Here is a 25,323-nt window from a genome sequence, read left to right as displayed (position 1 = left end):
AACTTTGCGCAATAGCTCGCATTTCAGCGCGTCATACGGCGGATTTGCTGCCCTTGGCAGGGTCGAAAATGGTACACTCCGGCCACTCTGGATTGTTGTTCATGGATACCTGCTAACCACATGTTTAGAATCAGAAAAGGACTCGATCTGCCAATCTCTGGCGTGCCTGAACAGCACGTTACCAACGGCGCCAGTATTCATCATGTCGCCATTGTAGGTGATGATTACGTGGGCATGCGTCCTGCGATGCTGGTACAGGAAGGCGATCGCGTCATAAAAGGCCAGGCGCTCTTCGAGGATAAAAAAAATCCTGGCGTTATGTTTACAGCCCCCGCCAGCGGCACCGTTGTCGCCATCCATCGTGGTGAGCGTCGCGTCCTGCAATCGGTTGTTATTCAAATTGAAGGCGAAGAGAAACGCGAATTTGCGCGTTTTGAAGACGCCGCTCTCGCCACGCTCAGCCGCGAAGCAGTGCAGGCTCAACTGCTGGAGTCGGGACTGTGGACGGCGCTTCGCACGCGCCCCTTCAGCAAAACGCCCGTGCCTGGCACTGTGCCAGCCGCTATCTTCGTTACGGCCATCGACACCAACCCGCTCAGCGCAGATCCGCAGCCTCTTATTCTGGCCGAACGAAAAGCTTTCGATGCCGGCCTCACCGTGTTAACGCGCCTGACGCCGGGCAAAGTGCATGTTTGCCAGGCCAGCGGCGGTAAGCTTGGCGGGCATCCGCAAGGGCAGGTAGCCTTTAATGAATTTGCCGGCCCGCATCCGGCCGGGCTGGTGGGAACGCATATTCATTTCCTGGAGCCGGTAAGCCTGACGAAACAGGTCTGGCATCTTAATTATCAGGACGCGATCGCTATCGGTAAACTTTTCACCACGGGTGAACTGTGCGCAGAACGCATTATTGCCATTGGTGGCCCTCAGACAACCCAACCGCGTCTGGTTCGCACGCTGCTTGGGGCAGACCTGACGGCGCTGCTGGCTGGCGAAACGAAAGAGGGTGAAAACCGCATTATTTCCGGTTCGGTGCTGAGCGGCAGGCACGCGACAGGCCCAATGGCCTGGCTGGGGCGTTTCCATCTTCAGGTGAGCGTGGTGCTTGAAGGGCGCGAGAAAGAGCTGTTCGGCTGGGTACTGCCTGGCGCAGAAAAATACTCCGTTACCCGCACCACGCTGGGCCACTTCCTGCGGCAGAAGCTGTTCAACTTCTCCACCAGTACCAACGGCGGTGAGCGCGCCATGGTTCCGATTGGCAACTACGAACGCGTGATGCCGCTGGATATTCTGCCCACCGTGCTGCTGCGCGATCTCCTGGCCGGCGATACCGACGGTGCCCAGGCGCTGGGCTGCCTGGAGCTGGACGAAGAAGATCTGGCGCTGTGTACCTATGTGTGTCCAGGTAAATACGAATACGGACCCGTATTGCGCGAGGTGTTAACCCGCATTGAGCAGGAAGGATAACCATGGGCTTAAAACACCTCTTTGAAAAAATTGAGCCGCACTTTACCGAAGGGAAGCTCAAAAAGTACTACCCGCTGTATGAAGCGACAACGACCATTTTCTACACGCCGGGTCTGGTGACGAAAGGCGCGGCGCACGTTCGCGACGCCATTGACCTCAAGCGTATGATGATTCTGGTCTGGTTTGCGGTCTTCCCGGCCATGTTCTGGGGGATGTATAACGTTGGGTTGCAGACTATTCCGGCGCTGCACCATATGTACGATGCAGAGCAGCTGGCGCAGGTCATTCAGTCTGACTGGCACTATCGTCTGGCGCAGTCACTGGGGGTGAGTTTTACGCCAGATGCTGGCTGGATCAGCATGATGACGCTGGGGGCTGTCTTCTTCCTCCCTATCTATATGACTGTCTTTATTGTGGGCGGTTTCTGGGAAGTTCTGTTCGCGATTATTCGCAAGCATGAGATCAACGAGGGTTTCTTTGTTACCTCTATTCTGTTTGCGCTGATTGTTCCGCCAACGCTGCCGCTCTGGCAGGCGGCGATGGGGATCAGCTTTGGCGTGGTGATTGCCAAGGAGATTTTCGGCGGAACCGGACGCAACTTCCTCAACCCGGCGCTGGCAGGGCGAGCTTTCCTGTTCTTTGCTTATCCGGCGCAAATCTCGGGTGACCTGGTATGGACGGCTGCGGACGGTTTCTCCGGTGCGACACCTCTTTCCCAGTGGGCGGCAGGCGGCGGTGAGACGCTGGTCAATAATGCAACCGGACAGGCTGTGACCTGGTTCGATGCGTTTATCGGCAATATTCCTGGCTCCGTCGGTGAAGTGTCTACCCTGATGATTTTGATCGGCGGGGCCATCATCCTCTTTGGCCGTGTGGCATCCTGGCGCATTGTCGCTGGCGTCATGCTCGGGATGGTACTTACTGCCACGCTTTTCAATTTCATTGGTTCAGACACTAACCCGATGTTCTCCATGCCGTGGTACTGGCACCTCGTGCTGGGAGGCTTTGCGTTTGGCATGATGTTCATGGCCACCGATCCCGTCTCGGCTTCGTTTACCGACAGAGGTAAATGGTGTTACGGCGCGCTCATTGGGGTGATGTGTGTACTGATTCGCGTGGTCAACCCGGCCTATCCGGAAGGGATGATGTTGGCCATTCTGTTTGCCAATCTGTTTGCGCCGCTGTTCGACTACCTGGTCGTGCGCGCCAACATTAAGCGGAGGAAGGCGCGTGGCTGAGATCAAAAATAACGACAGCATCAGCAAAACGCTACTGGTGGTGCTGGTACTGTGCCTGGTCTGTTCCATCGTGGTAGCCGGTTCTGCTGTAGGGTTAAAACCGCTACAGCAGGAGCAACGCGCGCTGGATAAACAGCGTAACATCCTGGCCGTGGCCGGGCTGATGCAGGAAGGCATGACGAAGGATGACGTCGCGGCGGTGTTTGCCGAACGCATTACCGCACGGCTGGTGGATTTAAAAACCGGGAAGTTAATGGATAAAGACCCGGCGAAATATAATCAGGCGCTGGCGCTAAAAGATCCGCAGATGAGCACCACGCTTGACGCCTCGCAGGATCCGGCAGGGATTAAGCGCCGCAGCAATATTGCGGAGATTTACCTGGTGCGTGACGAGCAAAAACGCGTGCAGGAAGTGGTGTTGCCCATCTACGGTAACGGCTTGTGGTCAATGATGTACGCTTTTGTGGCGCTGGATACCGATGGCCGCACGGTCAAAGGCATTACTTATTACGATCAGGGCGAAACGCCAGGGCTGGGGGGCGAAGTTGAGAACCCTAACTGGCGGGCACAGTTCGTTGGTAAAAAAGTGCTCGACGACAACGGTCAGCCTGCGCTGAAGGTGGTGAAAGGAGGCGCGCGTCCCGGCGATGAATTTGCCGTTGATGGCCTTTCCGGGGCCACGCTCACCTCTAACGGGGTGCAGCACAGCTTTGATTTCTGGATGGGTGAACTGGGCTTTGGTCCCTTCCTGAAGAATGTACGTGAAGGAGCGCTGAATAATGGCTGATACGGGTGAACTGAAAGAAGTTAAAAAGGTGCTGATTGGCCCGCTGTTAGCCAATAACCCGATAACGCTTCAGGTGCTGGGCGTGTGCTCGGCTCTGGCGGTGACGACCAAGCTGGAAACGGCGGTGGTCATGACGCTGGCGGTAACGCTGGTGACAGCGTTTTCCAGCATGTTTATCTCAATGATCCGCCACCACATACCCAACAGCGTGAGGATCATCGTGCAGATGGCGATCATCGCCTCGCTGGTGATTGTGGTCGATCAGCTGTTGCGCGCCTTCGCCTATGAAACCTCGAAGCAGCTTTCGGTGTTTGTCGGCCTGATAATCACCAACTGCATCGTGATGGGGCGTGCTGAAGCCTATGCGATGAAAATGCCACCGCTGGCGAGCTTTATGGACGGTATCGGCAACGGCCTGGGTTACGGCGTGATCCTGTTGACGGTTGGTTTCCTGCGCGAACTTATTGGCAGCGGCAAGCTGTTTGGCATTCCGGTGCTGGATACGGTACAGAACGGCGGCTGGTATCTGCCGAACGGGCTGTTCCTGCTGGCGCCAAGCGCGTTTTTCATTATCGGTTTGCTGATCTGGCTGATTCGTACGTTGAAGCCTGAACAGCAGGAAAAGGAGTAACCGACAATGGCTCATTACCTGAGTTTATTTGTGCGCGCGGTGTTTGTTGAAAACATGGCGCTCGCCTTTTTCCTCGGCATGTGTACGTTCCTTGCCGTTTCCAAAAAGGTCTCGACGGCATTTGGTCTGGGCGTGGCGGTCACCGTGGTGCTGGGGCTTTCCGTTCCGATTAACAACCTGGTGTTCAACTTCGTGCTGCGCGATGGCGCGCTGGTGGAAGGCGTTGATCTTAGCTTCCTGAACTTTATCACCTTTATCGGAGTGATTGCGGCGCTTGTTCAGATCCTGGAGATGATCCTCGATAAATACTTTCCGTCGCTGTACAACGCGCTGGGGATCTTCCTGCCGCTGATCGCCGTGAACTGCGCCATCTTCGGTGGCGTCTCGTTTATGGTTCAGCGCGATTACAACTTCAGTGAATCCGTGGTGTACGGCTTTGGATCCGGTATCGGCTGGATGCTGGCGATTGTCACCATGGCGGGGATCCGCGAAAAAATGAAATATGCCAACGTGCCTGCGGGACTTCGTGGCTTAGGGATCACCTTTATCACCACCGGCCTGATGGCGTTGGGCTTTATGTCCTTCTCCGGTGTGCAGCTATAAGGGCTAACAGATGGAAATTATTCTTGGCGTGGTGATGTTCACGCTGATAGTACTGGTGCTGTCAGGGCTGATCCTGGCGGCGCGTGCGAAGCTGGTGAATTCCGGGGATGTGATCATTGATATCAATGACGATCCGCAGAATCAGATCCGTACCCCGGCGGGGGACAAACTGCTTAATACGCTCTCCGGCAACGGGATCTTTGTCTCGTCAGCCTGCGGTGGCGGCGGCTCATGCGGGCAGTGCCGTGTGACGGTGAAAGAGGGCGGCGGTGATATTCTGCCTACGGAACTGTCGCATATCACGAAGCGTGAAGCGAAAGAGGGATGCCGTCTGGCGTGCCAGGTCGCGGTGCGTCAGAACATGAAGATTGAGCTGCCGGAAGAGATATTCGGCGTGAAAAAATGGGAGTGCGAAGTTATCTCTAACGATAACAAAGCCACCTTCATTAAAGAGCTTAAGCTGCGCGTACCTGAAGGGGAGAGCGTCCCGTTCCGTGCGGGTGGCTATATCCAGATTGATTGTCCGGCACACACCGTGGCATATGCCGACTTCGACATACCTGAAGAGTACCGTGCCGACTGGGATAAATTTAATCTCTTCCGCTTTGTGTCCGAGGTCAAGGAGCCTGCGCTTCGCGCCTATTCCATGGCTAACTATCCGGAAGAGAAGGGCATCATTATGCTCAACGTGCGTATCGCTACCCCGCCGCCTAACGTACCAGATGCGCCGCCGGGCGTGATGTCGTCGTATATCTGGTCCCTCAAGCCTGGCGACAAGGTGACGATCTCCGGTCCGTTCGGTGAGTTCTTTGCCAAAGACACCGACGCGGAAATGGTCTTTATCGGCGGTGGTGCGGGCATGGCGCCGATGCGCTCACACATTTTTGACCAGCTCAAGCGTCTTGGGAGCAAACGTAAGATCAGCTTCTGGTACGGGGCGCGTTCACTGCGCGAAATGTTCTATGACGATGAGTTTGAACAGCTGGCACGTGATAACCCTAATTTTACCTTCCACGTAGCGCTATCCGATCCGCAGCCGGAAGATAACTGGACAGGCTATACGGGCTTCATCCACAACGTGCTGTATGAAAATTACCTCAAACAGCACCCAGCACCGGAAGACTGCGAGTTCTACATGTGTGGTCCGCCAATGATGAACGCCGCCGTGATCAAGATGCTTAAAGATCTCGGTGTGGAAGATGAGAACATCCTTCTTGATGATTTCGGAGGCTGAAGATGCTGACTTTTCTGGCGACCTTTGCGGTGTTTGTGCTGGTGATTTTCGGCATGTCATTAGGCTGGATCATCAAGCGTAAAAGCATTCAGGGCAGCTGCGGCGGGATCTCTTCTATCGGAATGGAAAAGGTCTGCGACTGCCCGGAACCGTGCGATGCGCGGAAAAAAAGAATGGCCCGCGAACAGCAGCGTATTATTTAGTCTTGTCGGTCGGGTAAGGCGAAGCCGCCACCCGACAATTCCCACGCACACTTCTCAACCCTCATTTCTTTACTGTATACTTATCCAGTAAAGAGTGAGGGCTTACTATGCGCAAAATAATCCATGTCGATATGGACTGCTTTTTTGCCGCAGTGGAGATGCGTGACAACCCGGGGCTGCGGGATATTCCCATCGCCATTGGCGGCAGCCGGGTTCAGCGCGGTGTCATCAGCACCGCCAACTATCCGGCTCGTAAATACGGCGTGCGCAGCGCCATGCCGACAGCGATGGCGCTGAAACTGTGCCCGCATCTCACTCTTTTGCCCGGACGTTTTGATGCCTATAAAGAAGCGTCGAGCCACATCCGGGAGATCTTCTCCCGCTACACCTCACTGATTGAACCGTTATCGCTGGATGAAGCCTATCTGGATGTCACCCACAGCGTGCACTGCCACGGCTCCGCCACTCTGATGGCGCAGGAGATCCGCCAGACTATTTTTAACGAGCTGAATCTCACGGCATCGGCAGGCGTCGCGCCGGTAAAATTTCTCGCCAAAATCGCCTCCGATTTAAATAAGCCCAACGGCCAGTACGTTATCACCCCGGAAGAGGTTCCGGCGTTTTTAAAAACGCTGCCGCTCAGCAAAATCCCCGGCGTGGGTAAAGTCTCCGCCGCGAAGCTGGAAAGTATGGGGCTACGCACCTGCGAAGACGTTCAGCGCAGCGATCTGGTGCTGCTGCTTAAGCGTTTTGGCAAGTTTGGCCGCGTGCTGTGGGAACGCAGTCAGGGCATTGACGATCGGGATGTGAACAACGAACGGCTGCGTAAATCGGTAGGCGTTGAACGCACACTCAGCGAAGATATCCATGACTGGACCGAGTGTGAAACCATTATTACGGAACAGCTTTATCCTGAGCTTGAACGACGCTTACTGAAGGTCAAACCGGATCTGCTTATTGCCCGGCAGGGCATCAAACTGAAATTTAACGATTTTCAGCAGACGACGCAGGAGCACGTCTGGCCGCGCCTGAACAAAGAGGATCTTATTGCGACGGCGAAAAAGGCGTGGGAAGAGCGGCGGGGCGGGCGAGGGGTAAGGCTGGTGGGGCTGCACGTCACCTTACTGGATCCGCAGCTGGAGCGTCAGCTGGTGTTGGGACTGTAGATTACGCCAATCGTAGGCCCGGTAAGCGTAGCGTCACCGGGCATCAAACGGCTAATTACTTAACAGGAATTGCTTTCAGCAGTTCAGTCAGCAGCGTCCAGTAGTGACCGACGCTTTCAATATGAACCTGCTCATCCGGGGAGTGTGGCCCGGTGATGGTTGGCCCAATGGAGACCATGTCCATATCCGGATACGGTTTCTTGAACAGACCACACTCCAGACCCGCGTGAATAACCTGAATGTTCGGGGTGCTGTTGAACAGTCGCTGATAAGTTTCACGCACCAGCGCCATGACCGGAGAGCTTGCATCCGGCTGCCAGCCCGGGTAGCTGCCTTTTGCAGACGTTTTCGCGCCCGCCAGGGTACCCAGAGATTCCAGCATGCTCACAACGTACTCTTTACCGCTGTCGATCAGGGAACGGATCAGGCAGATGATCTCTGCGCTGTCATCACCCATGGTCACCACGCCCACGTTCAGGGAGGTTTCCACCACGCCTTTTGCGACATCTGAATTACGGATCACACCGTTTGGCGTTGCGTTCAGCAGTTGCACAAAGGTGTCACGAGACTGCGTTGTCAGCGCGGTTTTATCCGTTGTTACGGACTCCAGCACGACAGTCAGGTTTTTCTCTTTCGCAGACAGTTCGTTTTTCAGGATATCCAGATACGCGCTGGCGAGTTTTTTCAGTTCATCCGCTTTCGCCGCAGGCACTGCAACGGTAGCAAAGGCTTCGCGAGGGATCGCGTTACGCAGAGTACCGCCGTTGAAGTCCACCACGCGCAGATCCAGCTCAGCGGCATGGCCCGCCAGGAAACGCGCCAGCAGTTTGTTGGCGTTGCCCAGTCCCAGGTGAATATCACCGCCGGAGTGACCGCCTTTCAGCCCTTTCAGCGTCAGCTTAAAGGTTTCGAATCCCGCAGGGATCGCTTCGCGGGAGAGCGGCAGGGTAGAGATGAAATCGATCCCGCCCGCGCAGCCCATGTAGATCTCACCTTCTTCTTCGGAGTCGGTGTTGATCAGAATGTCCGCTTGCAGCCAGTTTGCCTGGAGACCGAACGCACCATCCATGCCCGCTTCTTCAGTCATGGTCAGCAGCACTTCCAGCGGACCGTGTTCAACGCTGTCGTCAGCCAGCACGGCCAGCGCGGAAGCCATACCAATGCCGTTATCTGCGCCCAGGGTCGTGCCGCGCGCCTTCACCCACTCACCGTCGATGTACGGCTGAATCGGGTCTTTTGTGAAGTCGTGAACGGTGTCGTTGTTTTTCTGCGGAACCATGTCCAGGTGTGCCTGCAATACCACTGGCTTGCGGTTTTCCATACCTGCGGTGGCAGGTTTGCGGATCAGAATGTTGCCAACCTGATCGCGCTCAGCGTGCAGACCTTTTTCCTTCGCCCAGCCCATAATATGTTCGGCAAGCTGTTCTTCGTGATAGGAAGGGTGCGGAATGGAGCAGATTTTGGCAAAAATATCCCACAGCGGCTGTGGAGATAATTGAGACAGTTCAGACACGATAGGTCTCCTTGTCGTTGCGCTGCAAAACAATGTTGCAGGTCACAGGGTTAGCAGGTTAATCGTTACCACAAGACAGGCTTGCGAGATGCAACTGAGAATACCACTTTCTCCCGTGGCTGGTAGCATTAAGCATGTAAAAACTCAGGCTCATGGCGCGTAACACTGGTTTTTAGTGCGTCAGATCTCTATAATCTCGCGCAACCTGGTTCACCCTCATTTTTTTTAAGCCGTATATAAACAGGCTGGGACACTTCACATGAGCGAAAAATACGTCGTCACCTGGGACATGTTGCAGATTCACGCACGCAAACTGGCTGCGCGTCTGATGCCTTCCGAGCAGTGGAAAGGCATTATTGCCGTCAGCCGTGGCGGTCTGGTACCGGGGGCGCTGCTGGCACGTGAGCTGGGTATTCGTCATGTCGATACCGTATGTATCTCCAGCTATGACCACGACAACCAGCGTGAACTGAAAGTGCTGAAGCGCGCCGAAGGCGACGGTGAAGGCTTTATCGTTATCGACGATCTGGTGGACACCGGCGGTACCGCTGTGGCTATCCGCGAAATGTATCCAAAAGCGCACTTCGTCACTATCTTCGCGAAACCAGCGGGTCGCCCACTGGTTGATGATTACGTCATTGATATCCCGCAGGATACCTGGATTGAACAGCCATGGGATATGGGCGTGGTCTTCGTACCGCCTATCTCTGGCCGTTAATTTCAGTACGTAACTTTACACGCCCGGTTATGCCGGGCGTTGTTCTTTTTACCCTGCCACGCGTTACAATGGTCTCCATATGACGTATCCATGGAGGCAACGCAATGACGCAGGCGAATCTCACCGAAACTCTTTTCAAACCCCGTTTCAAGCACCCTGAAACGTCGACGCTGGTGCGTCGGTTTAATCCGGGGACAATGCCTGCCGTTCAGTCAGCGTTAGACGGTAAAAATGTGCCCCACTGGTATCGAATGATTAACCGTCTGATGTGGATCTGGCGCGGCATCGATCCACGTGAAATCCTCGACGTGCAGGCGCGTATCGTGATGAGTGAGTCCGAGCGTACCGACGGCGATCTCTACGATACGGTGGTGGGCTACCGTGGTGGGAACTGGATCTACGAATGGTCAAAGCAGGCCATGCTCTGGCAGCAAAAAGCGAGCCAGGAAGAAGATGCCACTCTCAGCGGCAAGCACTGGCTGCATGCGGCAAACCTTTACAGCATCGCTGCATACCCGCATCTGAAAGGCGACGAACTGGCAGAGCAGGCCCAGGCGCTGGCTAACCGGGCTTATGAAGAGGCCGCCCAGCGGTTGCCTGGTCGGATGCGTGAAATTGAGTTCGCCATTCCCGGCGGCAGCCCGGTGACCGGATTCCTGCATATGCCGGAGGGGGAAGGGCCGTTCCCGACGGTTCTGATGTGCGGTGGCCTGGACTCGCTACAAATCGACTATTACAGCCTGTATGAGCGCTACTTTGCCCCTAACGGGATCGCCATGCTGACGCTCGATATGCCTTCCATTGGTTTTTCATCCAAATGGAAACTTTCGCAAGACTCCAGCCTGCTGCACCAGCATGCATTAAAAGCGCTGGAGAACATCCCCTGGGTTGACCACACCCGGGTAGGCGCGTTTGGCTTCCGCTTTGGCGCTAACGTCGCGGTACGGCTGGCCTACCTTGAATCTTCACGCCTGAAGGCCGTCGCCTGTCTTGGTCCGGTGGTGCATGCTCTGTTAAGCGATCCTGCGCGTCAGGGTAGCGTTCCTGAGATGTATCTGGACGTGCTGGCGAGCCGACTTGGCATGCATGATGCTTCAGACGAAGCGTTGCGCATTGAACTTAATCGTTATTCATTAAAAACGCAGGGCCTACTCGGCCGCCGCTGCCCAACCCCGATGATGTCCGGTTTCTGGAAGAACGATCCGTTTAGCCCGGAAGAGGAGTCACGCTTAATCACGTCGTCATCTTCTGATGGTAAATTGCTGGAGGTACCCTTCAGCCCGGTGTACCAGAATTTTGACAAAGCGCTGAAAGAGATCACACGCTGGATCACGCAGAGATTGTGTTAATAGTTTGCTAAATTTCGTTGGTTTGGTAAAACAGTGCTTCACAAAAGGAGATCGCAATGACGTTACCGAGTGGACACCCGAAAAGTAGACTGATTAAGAAGTTCATGGCTCTTGGCCCGTATATTCGAGAAGAGCAGTGTGAAGAGAATCGCTTTTTTTTCGACTGCCTGGCTGTTTGCGTCAACGTGAAGCCTGCACCTGAAAAACGTGAGTTCTGGGGCTGGTGGATGGAAATGGAAGCACAGGAAAACCGTTTTACCTATAGCTATCAGTTTGGCCTGTTTAATAAAGACGGGCACTGGCAGGCGACGAGCATCAAAGATCAGGAAGTGATCGATCGCCTGGAGCATACGCTAAAAGAATTTCACGGCAAAGCTCGTGACCTGCTGGCAACGCTGGATCTGAAGCTGGAGCCTGCGGACGATTTTTCCAGCGAAGCGGTGAAACTGAGAGCCTGATGATGCCACTGCGCCGGGTGGCGGCTACGCCTTACCCGGCCTGTAAAATGTACTATCCCGTACGCCCGGTAAGCACAGCGTCACCGGGCACAAAAAAACCGGCTCAGCGCCGGTTTTTTTATTACCACAACATCAGAACTGATAGGTCATGCCCAGTGCAACGATATCATCGCTGCTTACGCCCAGTTTATTATCGTCATCGATCTGGTTGATTTTATAATCAACAAACGCAGACATATTTTTGTTGAAATAATACGTTGCGCCTACATCGATGTATTTCACGATATCTTCATCCCCGATACCTTCGATATCTTTGCCTTTAGACTGCACATAACCCAGGGACGGGCGCAGACCAAAGTCAAATTGATATTGCGCCACCACTTCGACGTTTTGTGCTTTGTTTGCAAAGCCACCGGAAATGGGGGCCATGTTGCGAGTTTCGGAATAAATAGTGGCCAGATAGATATCGTTGGCATCATATTTTAAACCGGTAGCCCAGCCTTCTGCTTTTTTACCTTCACCGCGTGCCTGAAGGTTTTGCTCGTTGGTGCGATCGGAACTGGCATACGCACCAATCACAGAAAAATCGCTGCCGCCAAAGTCATAGCTCAGGGAAGTACCGAAGCCGTCACCGTTTTGCTTCTTCACGTCGCGGTTTTCATTTTTGCCCTGGTATTGCAGGGTCATATTCAGGCCGTCAACCAGGCCAAAGAAATCGGTATTACGGTATGTGGCCAGACCGGAGGCGCGTTTCGTCATAAAGTTATCGGTCTGTGCCAGACCGTCACCGCCGAACTCCGGGAACATATCGGTGTATGCGGCGACGTCATACAGCGCGCCCAGGTTACGGCCGTAATCCAGTGAGCCGAAGTCTTTTAGTTTCAGGCCAGCAAATGCCAGACGTGTTTTTTGCGAAGAGTCGCTCTCTGCTTTGTTACCCGCAAATTCAGCTTCCCAGCGTCCGTAGCCTGTCAGCTGATCGTTAATCTGCGTTTCACCTTTAAAGCCGAAACGAACATAAGTCTGATCACCATCCTTAGCATCATCATCACTGAGGTAGTGCATTGCTTTTACTTTGCCGTACACGTCCAGTTTATTACCGTTTTTATTATAAACTTCTGCTGCGTGAACAGAGGCGGAAGCAACTACGCTCATTACCATTAATGCCAGAGTGCTCTTTTTCATTTTCAATCCTGATGTTATCAAAACGCGCTAATATTCGCTGAGCAATAAGATTCGACTTATTACCCCGTGAAAAACAGGAAGGGTTTTATCGTTCGTGGGTGAAAGTTTTATGACAAAGTAAGAATATGTCTAAAAAAGTATGTTTTAATTTTTCGGTAATAAAATTGTCAAAATCTGCCGCTACGCTTCCTGATCCCGCGCAACAAAGTGACGGGTCATGCGCTAAGGCAGTTGGCAACGGGGCTGACACCTGTTAAAACGTCTGACTGACATCATTTCCCTTATTGTTGAACGGCAGAGAATCATGAGTGACAGCCAGACGCTGGTGGTAAAACTCGGTACCAGTGTGTTAACAGGCGGATCGCGCCGCCTGAATCGTGCCCATATCGTTGAGCTTGTACGTCAGTGCGCTCAGTTGCATGCCGCAGGGCATCGCATTGTGATTGTGACTTCCGGGGCGATTGCCGCCGGGCGTGAACACCTGGGCTACCCCGAACTCCCCGCGACGATCGCCTCCAAACAGCTGCTGGCCGCCGTGGGACAAAGCCGACTCATACAGCTCTGGGAACAATTGTTCTCCATCTACGGCATTCACGTCGGGCAGATGCTGCTTACGCGTGCGGATATGGAAGACAGAGAACGTTTCCTGAACGCCCGCGATACGCTGCGTGCGCTGCTGGATAACAATATCGTTCCGGTCATTAACGAAAACGACGCTGTTGCTACCGCTGAAATTAAAGTGGGCGATAACGATAATCTCTCTGCGCTGGCGGCGATTCTGGCAGGGGCTGATAAGCTGCTGCTTCTGACCGATCAGCAGGGGCTGTTTACCGCTGACCCGCGTTCTAATCCACAGGCTGAACTGATCAAAGACGTTCACGGCATTGACGATGCGCTGCGTGCCATTGCGGGTGACAGCGTTTCTGGTCTGGGGACAGGCGGCATGGGCACCAAGCTACAGGCCGCGGACGTGGCGTGCCGGGCCGGTATCGACACTATCATCGCCGCAGGCAGCCGTCCGGGCGTGATAGGCGATGTGATGGAAGGCATCTCTGTGGGTACGCGCTTCCACGCCCTGGCGACCCCGCTGGAAAACCGAAAACGCTGGATCTTTGGCGCGCCCCCGGCTGGCGAATTGACCGTGGATGAAGGCGCGACCGCCGCTATTCTGGAAAGAGGAAGCTCGTTACTTCCAAAAGGAATTAAAAGCGTGACAGGCAACTTCTCGCGTGGTGAAGTGATCCGAATCCGTAACCTTGAAGGTCGCGACATCGCTCATGGCGTAAGTCGTTATAACAGCGACGCGCTGCGTCGGATTGCTGGTCACCATTCCCAGCAGATTGACGCCATCCTGGGCTATGAATATGGTCCGGTTGCCGTGCATCGTGACGACATGATTATTCGTTAAGGAGCCAGAACATGCTGGAACAAATGGGCGCAGCCGCGAAAGCCGCCTCTTATAAACTGGCGCTCCTTTCCAGCCGCGAGAAAAACCGCGTGCTGGAAAAAATCGCTGATTATCTGGAATCTCAGTCACAGGAGATTTTGCTCGCCAACGAGCAGGATCTGCTGGAGGCGCGTCGCAACGGCTTGAGCGAAGCGATGCTCGACCGTCTGGCGCTGACCCCGGCACGTCTGAAAGGTATCGCCGACGACGTCCGTCAGGTGTGCAACCTCGCCGACCCGGTAGGGCAGGTGATTGACGGTGGGGTGCTCGACAGCGGGTTACGCCTTGAGCGTCGCCGCGTGCCGCTTGGCGTCATTGGGGTGATTTACGAAGCGCGCCCAAACGTGACGGTGGATGTCGCCTCCCTGTGCCTGAAGACCGGTAACGCCGCGATCCTGCGTGGCGGGAAAGAGACCTGGCGCACCAACGCCGCGACGGTAAACGTCATTCAGCAGGCGCTGGGGGAGTGTGGTTTACCGGCGGGTGCCGTGCAGGCAATTGAAAGCCCCGACCGTGCGCTGGTCAACGAGATGCTGCGCATGGACAAATATATCGACATGCTCATCCCACGCGGGGGCGCGGGCCTGCACAAGCTGTGCCGTGAGCAATCCACCATTCCGGTGATCACCGGCGGTATTGGCGTATGCCATATCGTGGTGGATGACACCGCGGAGATCGACCCTGCGCTGAAGATTATCGTCAACGCTAAAACTCAGCGTCCAAGCACCTGTAATACGGTAGAAACGCTGCTGGTGCATCAGGGCATCGCCAGTACCTTCCTGCCAGCGCTGAGCAAGCAGATGGCGGAAAGTGGCGTCACGCTGCATGCGGACGAGAGCGCTCTCGCCCTGCTGAAAGACGGTCCGGCGAATGTCGTTCCGGTTAACGCGGAGCAGTACAACGATGAATATTTGTCGCTGGATCTGAACGTGAAGGTGGTTGCGGATCTTGATGACGCCATTGCGCACATTCGTGAACACGGAACCCAGCATTCTGATGCGATCCTGACGCGCACCTTGCGCAATGCCGATCGTTTTGTGAATGAAGTGGATTCGTCTGCGGTTTACGTCAATGCCTCGACGCGCTTCACCGATGGCGGCCAGTTTGGTCTGGGCGCGGAGGTGGCGGTGAGCACACAGAAGCTGCACGCCCGTGGTCCGATGGGGCTGGAAGCACTGACCACCTACAAGTGGATCGGCTTCGGTGACGATACAATTCGTGCGTAAATAATCACGGGTGATGCAAAAATAGCCGTTTGATTCAAAAGGGCATTGACGCATCACCCGGTTAGATCTACTCTTTTGCCCCGTGGTTACGCTCGTAACCGGTCTCTCAGGGCCGATATAGCTCAGTTGGTAGAGCAGCGCATTCGTAATGCGAAGGTCGTAGGTTCGACTCCTATTATCGGCACCATTAAAATCAGGTAGTTACAAAATTACCTCTTCAGTGAAATTCCCTGTTTTTCGTCTCGCGTACTTACTCACGTACTTGTTTAGCATCCTATAGCTTCTCATTCCCTTTCTATCTCATGAATGCTAACTACGGCATCTACTTGGGATGGTCGTGCTAACGCGTCTCGCTCTGAGTTACCCGTGGGTGTAATGGAAGAGCCCGTTCTGTGTTCTGAAAAGCCTCACCATAGAAAAACTACAATGGGGCAACCAGGTTCAGATGGATTCACTGACGTGCATATATTTAATAGGAAGTGGTAGAAATATACTTTTTTATTGCCAGCTGTTTTTTGGCGTATCAGATTGTTGTGAAGTGGTTTACTGAATTTGGCCACCTGAACAGAGGTGATATGCTCACCTCAGAACCACACCGGTGCACCAATGAAAAGAAGAAATTTTAGTCCTGAATTCAAACGCGAATCCGCTCAGCTGGTTGTCGATCACAACTACACCGTCTCTGACGCTGCCAGGGCTATGTATGCTGGTCTTTCCACGATGACGAAATGGGTCAAACAGCTGCGTGAAGAACGTCAGGGCAAAACGCCAAAAGCCTCCCCAATTACGCCGGAACAAATCGAAATACGTGAGCTAAAGAAAAAACTACAACGTATTGAAATGGATAACGACATATTAAAAAGGCTACCGCGCTCTTGATGTCAGACTCCCTGAACAATTCTCGATAATCGGGAAACTCAGGGCGCGTTATCCTGTGGTTACTCTCTGCCACGCGTTCGGGGTTCATCGCAGTAGCTACAAATACTGGAAAAACCGTCCTGAAAAGCCAGACGGCAAACGGGCTGTATTATGCAGTCAGGTACCTGAGCTACATGGCATCAGCCGCGGTTCTGCCGGAGCAAGAAGCATCGCCACAATGGCCATTCAGAGAGGCTACCAGATGGGGCGCTGGCTCGCTGGCAGACTCATGAAAGAGATGAGGCTGGTCAGGTGCCAGCAGCCGGCTCACCGGAACAGGCGTGGCGGTCATGCGCACGTTGCAATCCCAAATCATCTTGAGCGACAGTTCGCCGTAACAGAGCCAAACCAGGTGTGGTGCGGTGATGTGACCTATATCTGGACAGATAAGCGCCGGGCATACCTGCCGTTGTTCTCGACCCGTTCGCAAGGAAATCAGTGGGCTGGGCAATGTCATTCTCACCGGACAGCAGACTCACTATAAAAGCGCTGGAAATGGCATGGGAAACGCGCGGCAAGCCCGTTGGAGTAATGTTCCACAGCGACCAAGGCAGTCATTATACAAGCAGGCAGTTCCGGCAGTAACTGTGGCGATAACGGATCAGACAGGGTATGAGTCGGCGCGTAAACTGCTGGGATAATAGCCCAATGGAGCGCTTCTTCAGGAGTCTGAAGAACGAATGGGTGCCGGTGACGGGTTGCGTAAGCTTCTTTGGGACTCTGAAAACAGAGTGCTGTAGTGGGAAGAGTTACACCGATATCGACAACCTGATGGCTGATATTGATGACTATATTCATTATTACAACCACGAACGCATCAAGCTTAAACTAAACGGCCTGAGTCCGGTACAATACCGAACACAGGCCATATAGCCCGCTAAGAAAACTGTCCAACTTTAAGGGGTCAGTTCTTGCGGCGGGTTTTTATCCCTGGATTAACAACACATCTTATTGAGGTGGTCAGCAGGTATTGGCTTTGAAACGGACCTAAGCATCTTTTTTATAGTGCGGAAATCGAGCGCTTACGTCCCTTTTAAAATGTTCTCAAAATCAGCGCTGCTTAGATCCGGTGCAGAGCACAACATATCCCTCGCCAATGCCCGGCGACGCTGAAGGAGTTCGTCTAGCGTTTCTTCAAACGTCGTGATTTCAGAGTCCATTACCGTCGGATAATAGACATACACATCCTTTGTCTGGCCGATACGGTAAGCGCGGTCAGTTGCCTGATCTTCTTTTGCCGGATTCCAGCAGCGGGTGAAATGAATAACGTGGTTTGCTTTCTGGACGTTCACCCCAAATCCAACCGCGACGGTGGAGAGAATAATCACGCCAAAACCGGGCTGAGACTGGAAATCATCAATCAATCGCTGGCGGCTATTCTGGCTATGACTTTTAGTGCTGGTGTCGCCGTTGATGATCACCGGACGGAAACCGAATCGCTGTTGGATAGCATGCTGTATTTCGCGCTGGAGATCGCGCAGCTCTGTAAAGATGATTACTTTGTCTTTGCTGGTGTGCTTAATCTCATCCAGCGTTTTCAACATCCAGTTCAGCTTTGGCGACCCTTCCTGATAACGAGGCTCAGGGTTAACGACTGCCGGGTGTGCACAAATGAGTTTAAGGCGATGTAATAACCCCAACATCCCCGTTCCTGCTTGCTGCATTCCTTCACTGAGTGTCTGCTGTTGTTGCCAGTTTGCTATCGAGGACAGATACAGTTGCTTTTGAGGGCCAGAAAGCGGCAGTTGTTTACAGCTGGTGACTTCGATTTTTTGCGGCAAATCACGCGCAACTTCTTCTTTCGTTCGGCGTAATGTCTGGGGTTCAATCAACGCGCGTAAACTTTCAAGCCGCCCTGTATCGCGACCTGCTTCGTTCTCGATAGGGCGAACATAGTGTTTGCCGAATTCATTGAGTGCCCCTAACAGGCCCGGCTGGGCGAAATCAAAGAGGCTCCACAGGTCTACAAGCGTGTTTTCGACAGGCGTGCCGGTACATGCCACTTTAAATCTTGCTTGTATCGCATTGGCTGCATGAGTGATTAATGCCGCTGGGTTCTTTATCTTTTGTGCCTCGTCGCACACCATAATTGACCAGGGCTGGCGTGCCAGTGAGAACTCTTGATCGCGAAGCGTTTCGTAGGTGGTCAGAATGATTTTCGCTTCACCCTGCCAGCCGGGTTTGAGCAGGTTTTTGATCCCCTGAGACTGCAGATGAGCCGGGATCGCCTGTTTCGGGTATTTCACTGCTTTGATGGTATCGCCATATAATTTCAACACTGAAATCCCGGCGGTATAGAAGAAATTATCCAGTTCACGTTCCCAGTTATCCAAAAGAGAAACGGGGGCAACGATGAGGCTTGGCGGCTCGCCAGGGAATTTTTCAATGAACCAGACCAGGAAGCTCAGGATTTGCAGCGTTTTCCCCAGCCCCATGTCATCCGCCAGCAAGCAACCTGCCGTTTCCTGAGGTGAACGAAGAAAGAGTTGCTGAAGCCAGGCCACGCCTTCACGCTGGTGGTCTTTAAGTCGGATATGTTCTTTAAGGCTCAGAGGAATTTCAGGTTCAGCATGACGTGCATTGAGGAGTGAATCGCGGCGTTGTTTGATATAGGCCGCTTCTTCAATGTTCTGTTCAATTTTCAGCACAGCCCGGGCGGCTTTTTCAACAGCGCTGTCCTCTGATTCCTGTGCTGCCTTTTGCTGTTTTTCCCAGTTCTTACTGAAGGTTTTCGCTGCATCCAGCGGCAGTTCAGTCTCATTCCAGGGGGAGATGATATACGTTTCGCCAGATGCTTCTGCCTGGGTAATTCTCTCCTGCAGTTCATCGAAATGCTGCAGGTTTTCAGGTTGCCAGCCCGTTAGCGTCTCCGCCGAAAATGCGGAGAAGTCGATGTCATCAGGGAGCCAGTCTTCACTTTTTGCCTTGGTCAGCCAGGGCGAGGATATTTTTTCGAACTCACCAATGCCGATGACGCGATCGCCATATTTGCCCAGATCCAGGACATCGTTAAATTCCTTACCCTCGACTTCCTGTTGCCAACGTAACAACAACGACTGGCAATCATGCCATTGCTGTTCAGTGAATTGGCTCAGTTCCAGCTCGTAACCCTGCCAGGAACCCGCAGGCATTTGCGCGGCAACGCTGATCCCTACGGCCTGAACAAATTTATCTAACTCCCATGGAGCAGAGAAGAGGAATGACGTCTCGGGTTGTGGTACCGGTGAGACAGGTTCCAGCACTAGCGTAATGTTCTCTATCTTATTCTCATCATTGATTTGGGGTTGAAGCCTAAAGTGATGAAAGAAAATATGGGCATCAAACAGTGCTTGTTCGTGATCCTCGGGGGCAATAACACTGGCGGCATCTTCGCCCAGGAAAGTATAGGGGTTGCGAACAAAAGATAGCGCTTCACTTCCGGCAACCCGGCGACCGGGAATTGAGTGTATTGAATTCAGGACTTCTTTTACTTCAGGTGGGATGATGACGTGGCTGAGCTCGCCGTTCTCTCCGGGAATACGGTAGCTATCGTAAACCTGTGAGTTCTTGGCAAAACTGCCGAGCCAGTTATTGGGCTGGTCCTCGAAGTGTGGCTCAATCTCGATAACGGTAGTATCAGCAACCGTCGCCTTACGCAGACGTAATGACAACGATGTCGGTGTGATAACGTGCGTCTTTTCTAAGTAGTCATCAAATTTTGCGGCAGCTTGTTTCGCACATTTGCGAATAGCGGCCCATCCCAGCTGGTTAGTGGTTTCGCCAGGCGTCTGAATTTGCTGAGTACTCAGCTGCTCTATTGCCTGTAAGAGTGCCCAGTTTTCCCGCGATAACAGGTGCTGTTGATTTTCATAAGTAAAAATAGCGCCGGTACGATTGAAACGAATAGGCTGGCGGGAAGGAACCAATGTCCATTCCGCAATCCCGACACGAAAATCACTATCGCTTAATGCCCCACGCGAACTCAGACTTGCACGTAACGGTAATACCTCTGGGACGCCAATAAGAGGTAGGCTGCTGGAGTGTTCTTTATCTTCCACCAGGCGATACAAGGCATCCCAGCTCAACAACCAGCGGTCTGTTAGTGATATCAGATATTCTTCTTCAGCCAATTGCTCAAGCCAGGATGCCAACGCCCAAAGCTCTGGATCATCAACCAACGATTGCGGAAAACTGAGCCCGTTATCCTCAACCTGATACTGATTCTTCAGATGGCGTTCTATCTGCTGACGGTTTCCCGCCAGTTTACTTAAAAGACGTTTCAGCATTATTTGATCCAGTAGCGATGCGGTTCTTTAGTCGCAGGGGTGAAACCGAGTCGAAGCAACTCTCTTTCTGTTGTGTCGTCAGCTGATTTGAGCTGAACGGACAGCACTCCACCTTTTTGTCGGTTATCGCTGACGATGCATGAGGTATTTTCAACCAGGCGCTGTATTGCTGTATCCCGCAATGGATTGATGATTTTGATGTCAGATACCGAGGCGGGTGAGGGCGCTTTGTTATCTACAAATTTGACGGGCTCTTCAGCCATCCAGCGGATACCCAGCTGACGTAATTCATCGTCATATTTCAGCATCCAGCCAGTGATTCGGGTCTTGTTGTACCCTTCGGCTCGTGGGGTATGTGGAAGACGAAGTACATTACGGTATTTATCTTTTAATTGGATATTAATATCCAATGAGTGTGACTCTGGGTTAAATGGAGCCTGACCCACCCGGTAGGCATACATCGCGTTCCCCGTCCCGGAAAATTCAACGAAAATGTAATCGTTAATTTGCATGATCATGGCGTTATCGAAACTACGCCCACCGCGCAGATGGCTCAATCTCCCACGATTCTCCTCGCGGAATTTCACAAAGTCGCTGCCACGATCTTGCCAGGCATCCTGCCCCATCACGATACGGGTAAATCCCATCTGGTTCGCAAACCGTAGCCAATAAAAGAGTCGCGCCTGGTCGACATCGCCATTGCCGCGAAGCAGTTCAAAGAAGTGCATCAGATCTTGTTTTGCCAGCCAGCCCCGCACCATCGCTGCGACGGGTTCAGAAACATACTGATGCCACTTATTTTGTTGGCTTTTCAACTGAGGGTTATCCCAGTATTCCAGTGCGGCCTGTTTCAGGGCGGAATGCGCCTGATCGCGATAGGTAGAGTGGTAATAACGGGTTAGCGTCGCTGTCATGATGTCATCACGAAAACGTACCCACTGCGCCGCCAGCTCTAATAACCAACTGATTTTGTCCAGATAATGAGGATCATCCAGGGTATCAAGTTGCGCCAGTAGCACCGTGAAAATACGTTTCCACAACCAGCTGCTGTCGGGAATTTGAGCGATTTTTTCTAATGAAGAGAGTGAGTTGCTTTCGCCTGCGAGTAACTGCTGAGAGATCACACCGCCAGCCTGTGGCGTAAAAATATCGTGGTAAAACTCAATAGTTTTCATCCACGATTTTTCTCTGCGGGTCGCGGCCTTCACCACCAGGTAGCCCTGAGCGATATGACCACGCAATATGCACCAATGCGGGTTTGATTCCGGGGTTTCGTTCCTGTAGGCAAAATAGCTGGCACAGAGTGCAGCCCAATCCCGACGTTTTAGCTTCCTGGTTTCGATCCGCTTTTTGATAGCACTATTTACCTCGGGGAAAAGTTGTTCATCTTCCAGCAATATTGGCTGGTCGGGGTACAGAGGGTCATTATCGACAAGACCATGAAATACCATTCGCCACTCACGTTCGGTCAGTTCTTCTGCAAGACGAAAACGACGTAGCGCCGCCAGCCGCATCTCATGAGGTGGCGTGGGAATTTTATCTACCTTGTCGAAACGCTTTTCCATTTCGATACCAGCCGACGTCAGCGCAGGGAAATCATGACGCAGGGAATTGTCATTCTGCTGGCTGGATGACAGCCTCGCGGCGATACGTTGTGCAAGAGAGCTTAGAGCGGGCGTCATTGCGGCATCACCAACTGACAAACTTCTTTATTCACGACTGGCGGGAAATTCACCTCGTCTGCGGCATCATGCTTATCTTTCAGACCGAAGAACTGCATGCGTAACTCAACGCGGCGGCTGGCCTCTTTACTTTCCTTCGCGTTATTAAACGAAACTCCACCTGCGAGGAACAGCTTTCGAATTTGGATCTGCTGTTCTGCCGAAATGCTTTTTTGCAATGGGCTGCGGCTATCAAGCAAGCTGCACATCACCCATTCGGAACGTTGCAAAGAGAGGTGTAAATTGTAGAGGTAAGAGCCGTCGGTATCGGTAAATCCTTCAATAACGATTTGCTTAAACCACTTTTTACCTTCTTCGCTGTCAGACGCTTCCAGCACCAATGGAACCACATCTTGCAACGCTTTTTGACCTTCAGCGTTAAGGAAGAACTGATTATGGTCAAAACGCCCAGCCTCCCCAAAGCTGATGCGGTTATCATGGCAATCCACCACGATGGTTTTGTTTACGTTACGGGCATGCAGTTCCAGACGTTCACACAGCCTGGAAATATCCTGCCCTCTCGTTTTTTCACCCTGTTCTGCGCGTTGGATACGCTGTGTCACGGAACTCAATGATGCCACCATGACGACTAAAAAGAGCACCATCATGGCGGTCATCAGATCGGCGTAGGAGATCCAGAAGGGTTTCTCAGCTTCATCGCCACGGCGTTTTTTAACGCCAAATGCATTCCCAAACATCAGCGGTCACTCCTCAGGCACGAACACGTGACAGAACATCATCAAGCTCGTTGACGCTTTCGCCGATCTGCTCAACGGATCCGGCAAGCAGCGTAGAAGCTTTTGCCATTTCGACATCCAGTTTGCCTAGCGTTTTATCCAGACTGCGCGATACGCCTTCTGAGAAGTCTTCAAACCCTTTGCCGAGCACGTCACTGACATTTTCCATAAAGGTCTGGGCTTCGCGGTTATAGCTCTGCAAGCGCTCTCCGTGCTGCTTCAGATCGTTGATGAACTGACTACGGGTGGTTTGTTCAGACTGGGTATTGGCAGCAAGCAGCTCCAGCATGGCAATGGATTTGCTGACAGCTTCACGATTGTTACGATAATCGGCCACCACTGAAGTGAGTTCGCTGGTGGCAAGGGAGAGTGAGGATCCGGCCGACTGCGCTTTATTCAGGACATCAGCCGTGAGGTGATTCGCTTGTGACACTTTATCGCCTGCATGCTCAAAGCGCTCGGCGGCAACACGCATTTTGTCCGCGCCGTTTTGCATATCGTGGATCTGACGGTTGGTTTGTTCTGCGAGTTTGTTCAGGGTTTCCGTCGTGCCCTGATGCTGGCTGGCAACGGTTTCAATCAACTGTTTGATCTGATCGTCTACTTCACTCATCACTCGCTGCGTCTGTTCGTGCAGGGACTGCTGATTAGCCTGCTGGTTTGCTGATATCTGTTGCTGACCCTTATCGATCTGGCCGAACAGACTGCCCAACTGTTCCCCGAGTGCTTCGACAGAGGCCGCCATTTTTTCCATCGTGGCACTTTGGCCCTGCTGCACTGAATTCTGAATGGCTTCAATGAAGGCAGACATGTGTTCTGCCAGGGCTTTTTCACGCGCTTCGCTGTCGGCAAACATTTTCTCAAGCTGGCGCGCCATACGCTCACCCGCACCTTCGCCTTCAGCACCAATTTTGGCGACAGAGGACTGTAAGCTGGTCAGCATGTCATTCATGCCAGCCTGCATGGCCTGTTGGCCCGATTTCATTTCAGAGAGCAGCTGTTCAATTAACTGTGCGCTACCCTGGCGGGAATCGTCACTGACCTGTCGCATATCCTGTAGCAGAGCGGAGAAGCCGTTTTGCATCGTCTGGATCGTGCCAACGGTTTGCCCCATCATTTCGTTGAGGTTGGTAAACTGCTGACCAAAGGTGGTATCGAGCTTCGCCATAAATGCGGTCAGCACATCCTGCAGCATGTTCTGGACCATACCGCTTTGATCGCCGCTGGCCGTCTGAACGGCGCCCGCAATTTTATCCAGCGGTGACTTCAGGCTATTTTCGATTGCGCCGCTCACCTGGTCAGCAAACTGTGCGCCTGATTCGCGATAGGTGTTGCTCAATGTATTCGCGAGGCGTTCATTTTCAACTTTCTGGCTTTCGGCGAGATGCAGCAGCATGTCACGAAGATCGGTGACCAGGCTCTCTTTCAGGTGGCGCGCCTGAGTGGCGCTTTCGTTGCTGGATTTCACCAGTGAGGCGAGATACTCCTCACCCACGCCGCTGATATAGAGCTTGTCGATGGAGGCGGTAAACTTTTCCAGATACTTATAGCATTTCGCCAGAGAGAATTTTTCCAGCCACGTGACGACGATGGACGCAAAAATAGCAACCGCAGAGCCAAGGAAAGCGTACAGCACATCGTGCAGAAGATTATTGACGCTGCTGGCGACCTGCTCCGGCGTGCTGGGGTCAAAGTGGTTCAGGCCAATCATCAACCCATAGAACGTGCCAATAATCCCCACACCGGTCAGAATGCCGGGTAGATGCTTGAAGAATTCGGTGTTGAGTGGAATATCCACCAGTTGTTGTTCAGAGAAGTAGCTGGCGCTGGGGGCTGTCGCGCGAATTTTGACAATCTTCTCTTCGCTGCCGACCAGCTCGTGCTGCGGATGAAGGGATTCGGCAAACTCATTCCAGGCGTGTTTCAGTTCCGGCTGCACAAACAAATTTTGTAAGTGCTGAAGTTGATCTTCCGGCTCATTCTTTTCAATACCATTAATTGAGTGTGTATATTTTTTTAATCGAGTAACAATGTTAATCGCTCTTAACAGGTAAAAGAGGATAAAAGAAAGAAATGCAAAACTGACGAGGCCGATAACGGTTGCTGGCACCATATAAGGCTGCACAGAGGTTAGTGCCAATAAAATGGAGTTAAGCCAGGACATAGTTTTACCTGTTTTATATTAAATACACACATAGAATAACCATCGACAACATTTTGATTACCTTTAATCAAAATCGACGCGCGGCTACACACTTTTTACATTTTTCAAATTATCGTTTCGATGACGCAGTACAGGCCTTGTTGCTCGGGGAATGAGCTGAGTAGTGAGGCTTGAGGGCTGAAGTCGCATACGGAACGGCGGTTTAGTTTCCTATTATTCGCCTCTCAAATGCAAATTTCTTTACGTTGTGTCGTTTGTAATCGTTCCTGTTCCGGGTATCATTTTGCGAACTGCAT

General features: G+C 52.8%; 19 protein-coding genes, 1 tRNA gene and 1 pseudogene. 15 read left to right on the top strand and 6 right to left on the bottom strand.

What is annotated here, in order from left to right:
• The first annotated feature begins 120 nt into the window (after positions 1–120).
• From G6Q29_RS07145 to dinB, 8 genes are all read left to right on the top strand, one after another.
• On the top strand, positions 121–1,464 hold the full coding sequence (locus G6Q29_RS07145; RefSeq protein ID WP_165465063.1) for a Na(+)-translocating NADH-quinone reductase subunit A: 1,344 nt from the start codon (positions 121–123) through the stop codon (positions 1,462–1,464).
• Positions 1,465–1,466: 2 nt separating this feature from the next.
• On the top strand, positions 1,467–2,702 hold the full coding sequence (locus tag G6Q29_RS07140; RefSeq protein ID WP_165465062.1) for an NADH:ubiquinone reductase (Na(+)-transporting) subunit B: 1,236 nt from the start codon (positions 1,467–1,469) through the stop codon (positions 2,700–2,702).
• Positions 2,695–3,489, top strand: coding sequence for a Na(+)-translocating NADH-quinone reductase subunit C (locus G6Q29_RS07135; RefSeq protein ID WP_165465061.1), 795 nt, complete (start codon positions 2,695–2,697; stop codon positions 3,487–3,489). The genes G6Q29_RS07140 and G6Q29_RS07135 overlap by 8 nt, the downstream gene beginning before the upstream one ends.
• On the top strand, positions 3,482–4,120 hold the full coding sequence (locus G6Q29_RS07130) for an NADH:ubiquinone reductase (Na(+)-transporting) subunit D (RefSeq protein ID WP_003863219.1): 639 nt from the start codon (positions 3,482–3,484) through the stop codon (positions 4,118–4,120). The genes G6Q29_RS07135 and G6Q29_RS07130 overlap by 8 nt, the downstream gene beginning before the upstream one ends.
• 6 nt (positions 4,121–4,126) lie before the next feature.
• Positions 4,127–4,723: an NADH:ubiquinone reductase (Na(+)-transporting) subunit E gene (gene nqrE, locus G6Q29_RS07125; RefSeq protein ID WP_003863217.1), complete on the top strand. Its 597-nt coding sequence runs from the start codon at positions 4,127–4,129 to the stop codon at positions 4,721–4,723.
• A gap of 10 nt (positions 4,724–4,733) precedes the next feature.
• Positions 4,734–5,957 carry an NADH:ubiquinone reductase (Na(+)-transporting) subunit F gene (gene nqrF, locus G6Q29_RS07120; protein ID WP_165465060.1) on the top strand — a complete coding sequence of 408 codons (1,224 nt, stop codon included), beginning with the start codon at positions 4,734–4,736 and terminating at the stop codon, positions 5,955–5,957.
• 2 nt (positions 5,958–5,959) lie between these two features.
• Positions 5,960–6,160, top strand: a complete 201-nt coding sequence (nqrM, locus tag G6Q29_RS07115) for a (Na+)-NQR maturation NqrM (RefSeq protein ID WP_003863212.1) — start codon at positions 5,960–5,962, stop codon at positions 6,158–6,160.
• 107 nt (positions 6,161–6,267) lie between these two features.
• On the top strand, positions 6,268–7,326 hold the full coding sequence (gene dinB / locus G6Q29_RS07110) for a DNA polymerase IV (RefSeq protein ID WP_165465059.1): 1,059 nt from the start codon (positions 6,268–6,270) through the stop codon (positions 7,324–7,326).
• Between the two features lie 55 nt (positions 7,327–7,381).
• Here the strand turns inward: dinB and pepD are convergent, their stop codons facing one another.
• A complete protein-coding gene (gene pepD, locus G6Q29_RS07105) occupies positions 7,382–8,839 on the bottom strand; it encodes a cytosol nonspecific dipeptidase (protein WP_165465058.1) in 1,458 nt (485 codons plus the stop codon).
• A 259-nt stretch (positions 8,840–9,098) separates the two neighbouring features.
• Between pepD and gpt the strand changes: the two genes are divergently transcribed.
• The 3 genes from gpt (at position 9,099) to crl (ending at position 11,364) form a co-directional block, all read left to right on the top strand.
• Positions 9,099–9,557, top strand: a complete 459-nt coding sequence (gpt, locus tag G6Q29_RS07100; RefSeq protein WP_003863205.1) for a xanthine phosphoribosyltransferase — start codon at positions 9,099–9,101, stop codon at positions 9,555–9,557.
• A gap of 104 nt (positions 9,558–9,661) precedes the next feature.
• On the top strand, positions 9,662–10,906 hold the full coding sequence (gene frsA, locus G6Q29_RS07095; RefSeq protein WP_165465057.1) for an esterase FrsA: 1,245 nt from the start codon (positions 9,662–9,664) through the stop codon (positions 10,904–10,906).
• A 56-nt stretch (positions 10,907–10,962) separates the two neighbouring features.
• On the top strand, positions 10,963–11,364 hold the full coding sequence (gene crl, locus G6Q29_RS07090; RefSeq protein WP_006809999.1) for a sigma factor-binding protein Crl: 402 nt from the start codon (positions 10,963–10,965) through the stop codon (positions 11,362–11,364).
• Positions 11,365–11,496: 132 nt separating this feature from the next.
• On the opposite strand, the gene phoE is transcribed toward crl, so the two are convergent.
• Positions 11,497–12,549 (bottom strand): phosphoporin PhoE, encoded by a 1,053-nt coding sequence (gene phoE / locus G6Q29_RS07085; protein WP_165465056.1) that lies wholly within the window; start codon positions 12,547–12,549, stop codon positions 11,497–11,499.
• 304 nt (positions 12,550–12,853) lie between these two features.
• Between phoE and proB the strand changes: the two genes are divergently transcribed.
• The 4 genes and pseudogenes from proB (at position 12,854) to G6Q29_RS07065 (ending at position 17,013) form a co-directional block, all read left to right on the top strand.
• On the top strand, positions 12,854–13,957 hold the full coding sequence (gene proB / locus G6Q29_RS07080; RefSeq protein ID WP_165465055.1) for a glutamate 5-kinase: 1,104 nt from the start codon (positions 12,854–12,856) through the stop codon (positions 13,955–13,957).
• Positions 13,958–13,968: 11 nt separating this feature from the next.
• Positions 13,969–15,222, top strand: a complete 1,254-nt coding sequence (proA, locus tag G6Q29_RS07075) for a glutamate-5-semialdehyde dehydrogenase (protein WP_165465054.1) — start codon at positions 13,969–13,971, stop codon at positions 15,220–15,222.
• Between the two features lie 111 nt (positions 15,223–15,333).
• Positions 15,334–15,409: transfer RNA gene (locus tag G6Q29_RS07070), tRNA-Thr, on the top strand.
• Between the two features lie 419 nt (positions 15,410–15,828).
• A pseudogene (locus tag G6Q29_RS07065) lies at positions 15,829–17,013 on the top strand (IS3 family transposase).
• Positions 17,014–17,162: 149 nt separating this feature from the next.
• Here the strand turns inward: G6Q29_RS07065 and zorD are convergent.
• The 4 genes from zorD to zorA1 are packed head-to-tail and all read right to left on the bottom strand — an operon-like array spanning position 17,163 to position 25,027.
• Positions 17,163–20,405 carry a type I Zorya anti-phage system protein ZorD gene (gene zorD / locus G6Q29_RS07060; protein ID WP_165465053.1) on the bottom strand — a complete coding sequence of 1,081 codons (3,243 nt, stop codon included), beginning with the start codon at positions 20,403–20,405 and terminating at the stop codon, positions 17,163–17,165.
• Complete coding sequence (gene zorC / locus G6Q29_RS07055; protein WP_165465089.1) at positions 20,405–22,087, bottom strand: type I Zorya anti-phage system protein ZorC; 1,683 nt, start codon at positions 22,085–22,087, stop codon at positions 20,405–20,407. The genes zorD and zorC overlap by 1 nt, the downstream gene beginning before the upstream one ends.
• Positions 22,084–22,824, bottom strand: a complete 741-nt coding sequence (gene zorB1 / locus G6Q29_RS07050) for a type I Zorya anti-phage system protein ZorB1 (RefSeq protein WP_165465052.1) — start codon at positions 22,822–22,824, stop codon at positions 22,084–22,086. The genes zorC and zorB1 overlap by 4 nt, the downstream gene beginning before the upstream one ends.
• A gap of 13 nt (positions 22,825–22,837) precedes the next feature.
• On the bottom strand, positions 22,838–25,027 hold the full coding sequence (gene zorA1, locus G6Q29_RS07045; protein ID WP_165465051.1) for a type I Zorya anti-phage system protein ZorA1: 2,190 nt from the start codon (positions 25,025–25,027) through the stop codon (positions 22,838–22,840).
• Positions 25,028–25,323 lie beyond the last annotated feature (296 nt).

Source organism: Enterobacter cloacae, from assembly GCF_011078175.1.
Lineage (GTDB): Bacteria > Pseudomonadota > Gammaproteobacteria > Enterobacterales > Enterobacteriaceae > Enterobacter > Enterobacter cloacae_Q.
The sequence above is the reverse complement of the archived record's forward strand: the minus strand, read 5'-3'. Positions and strand labels throughout refer to the sequence as shown.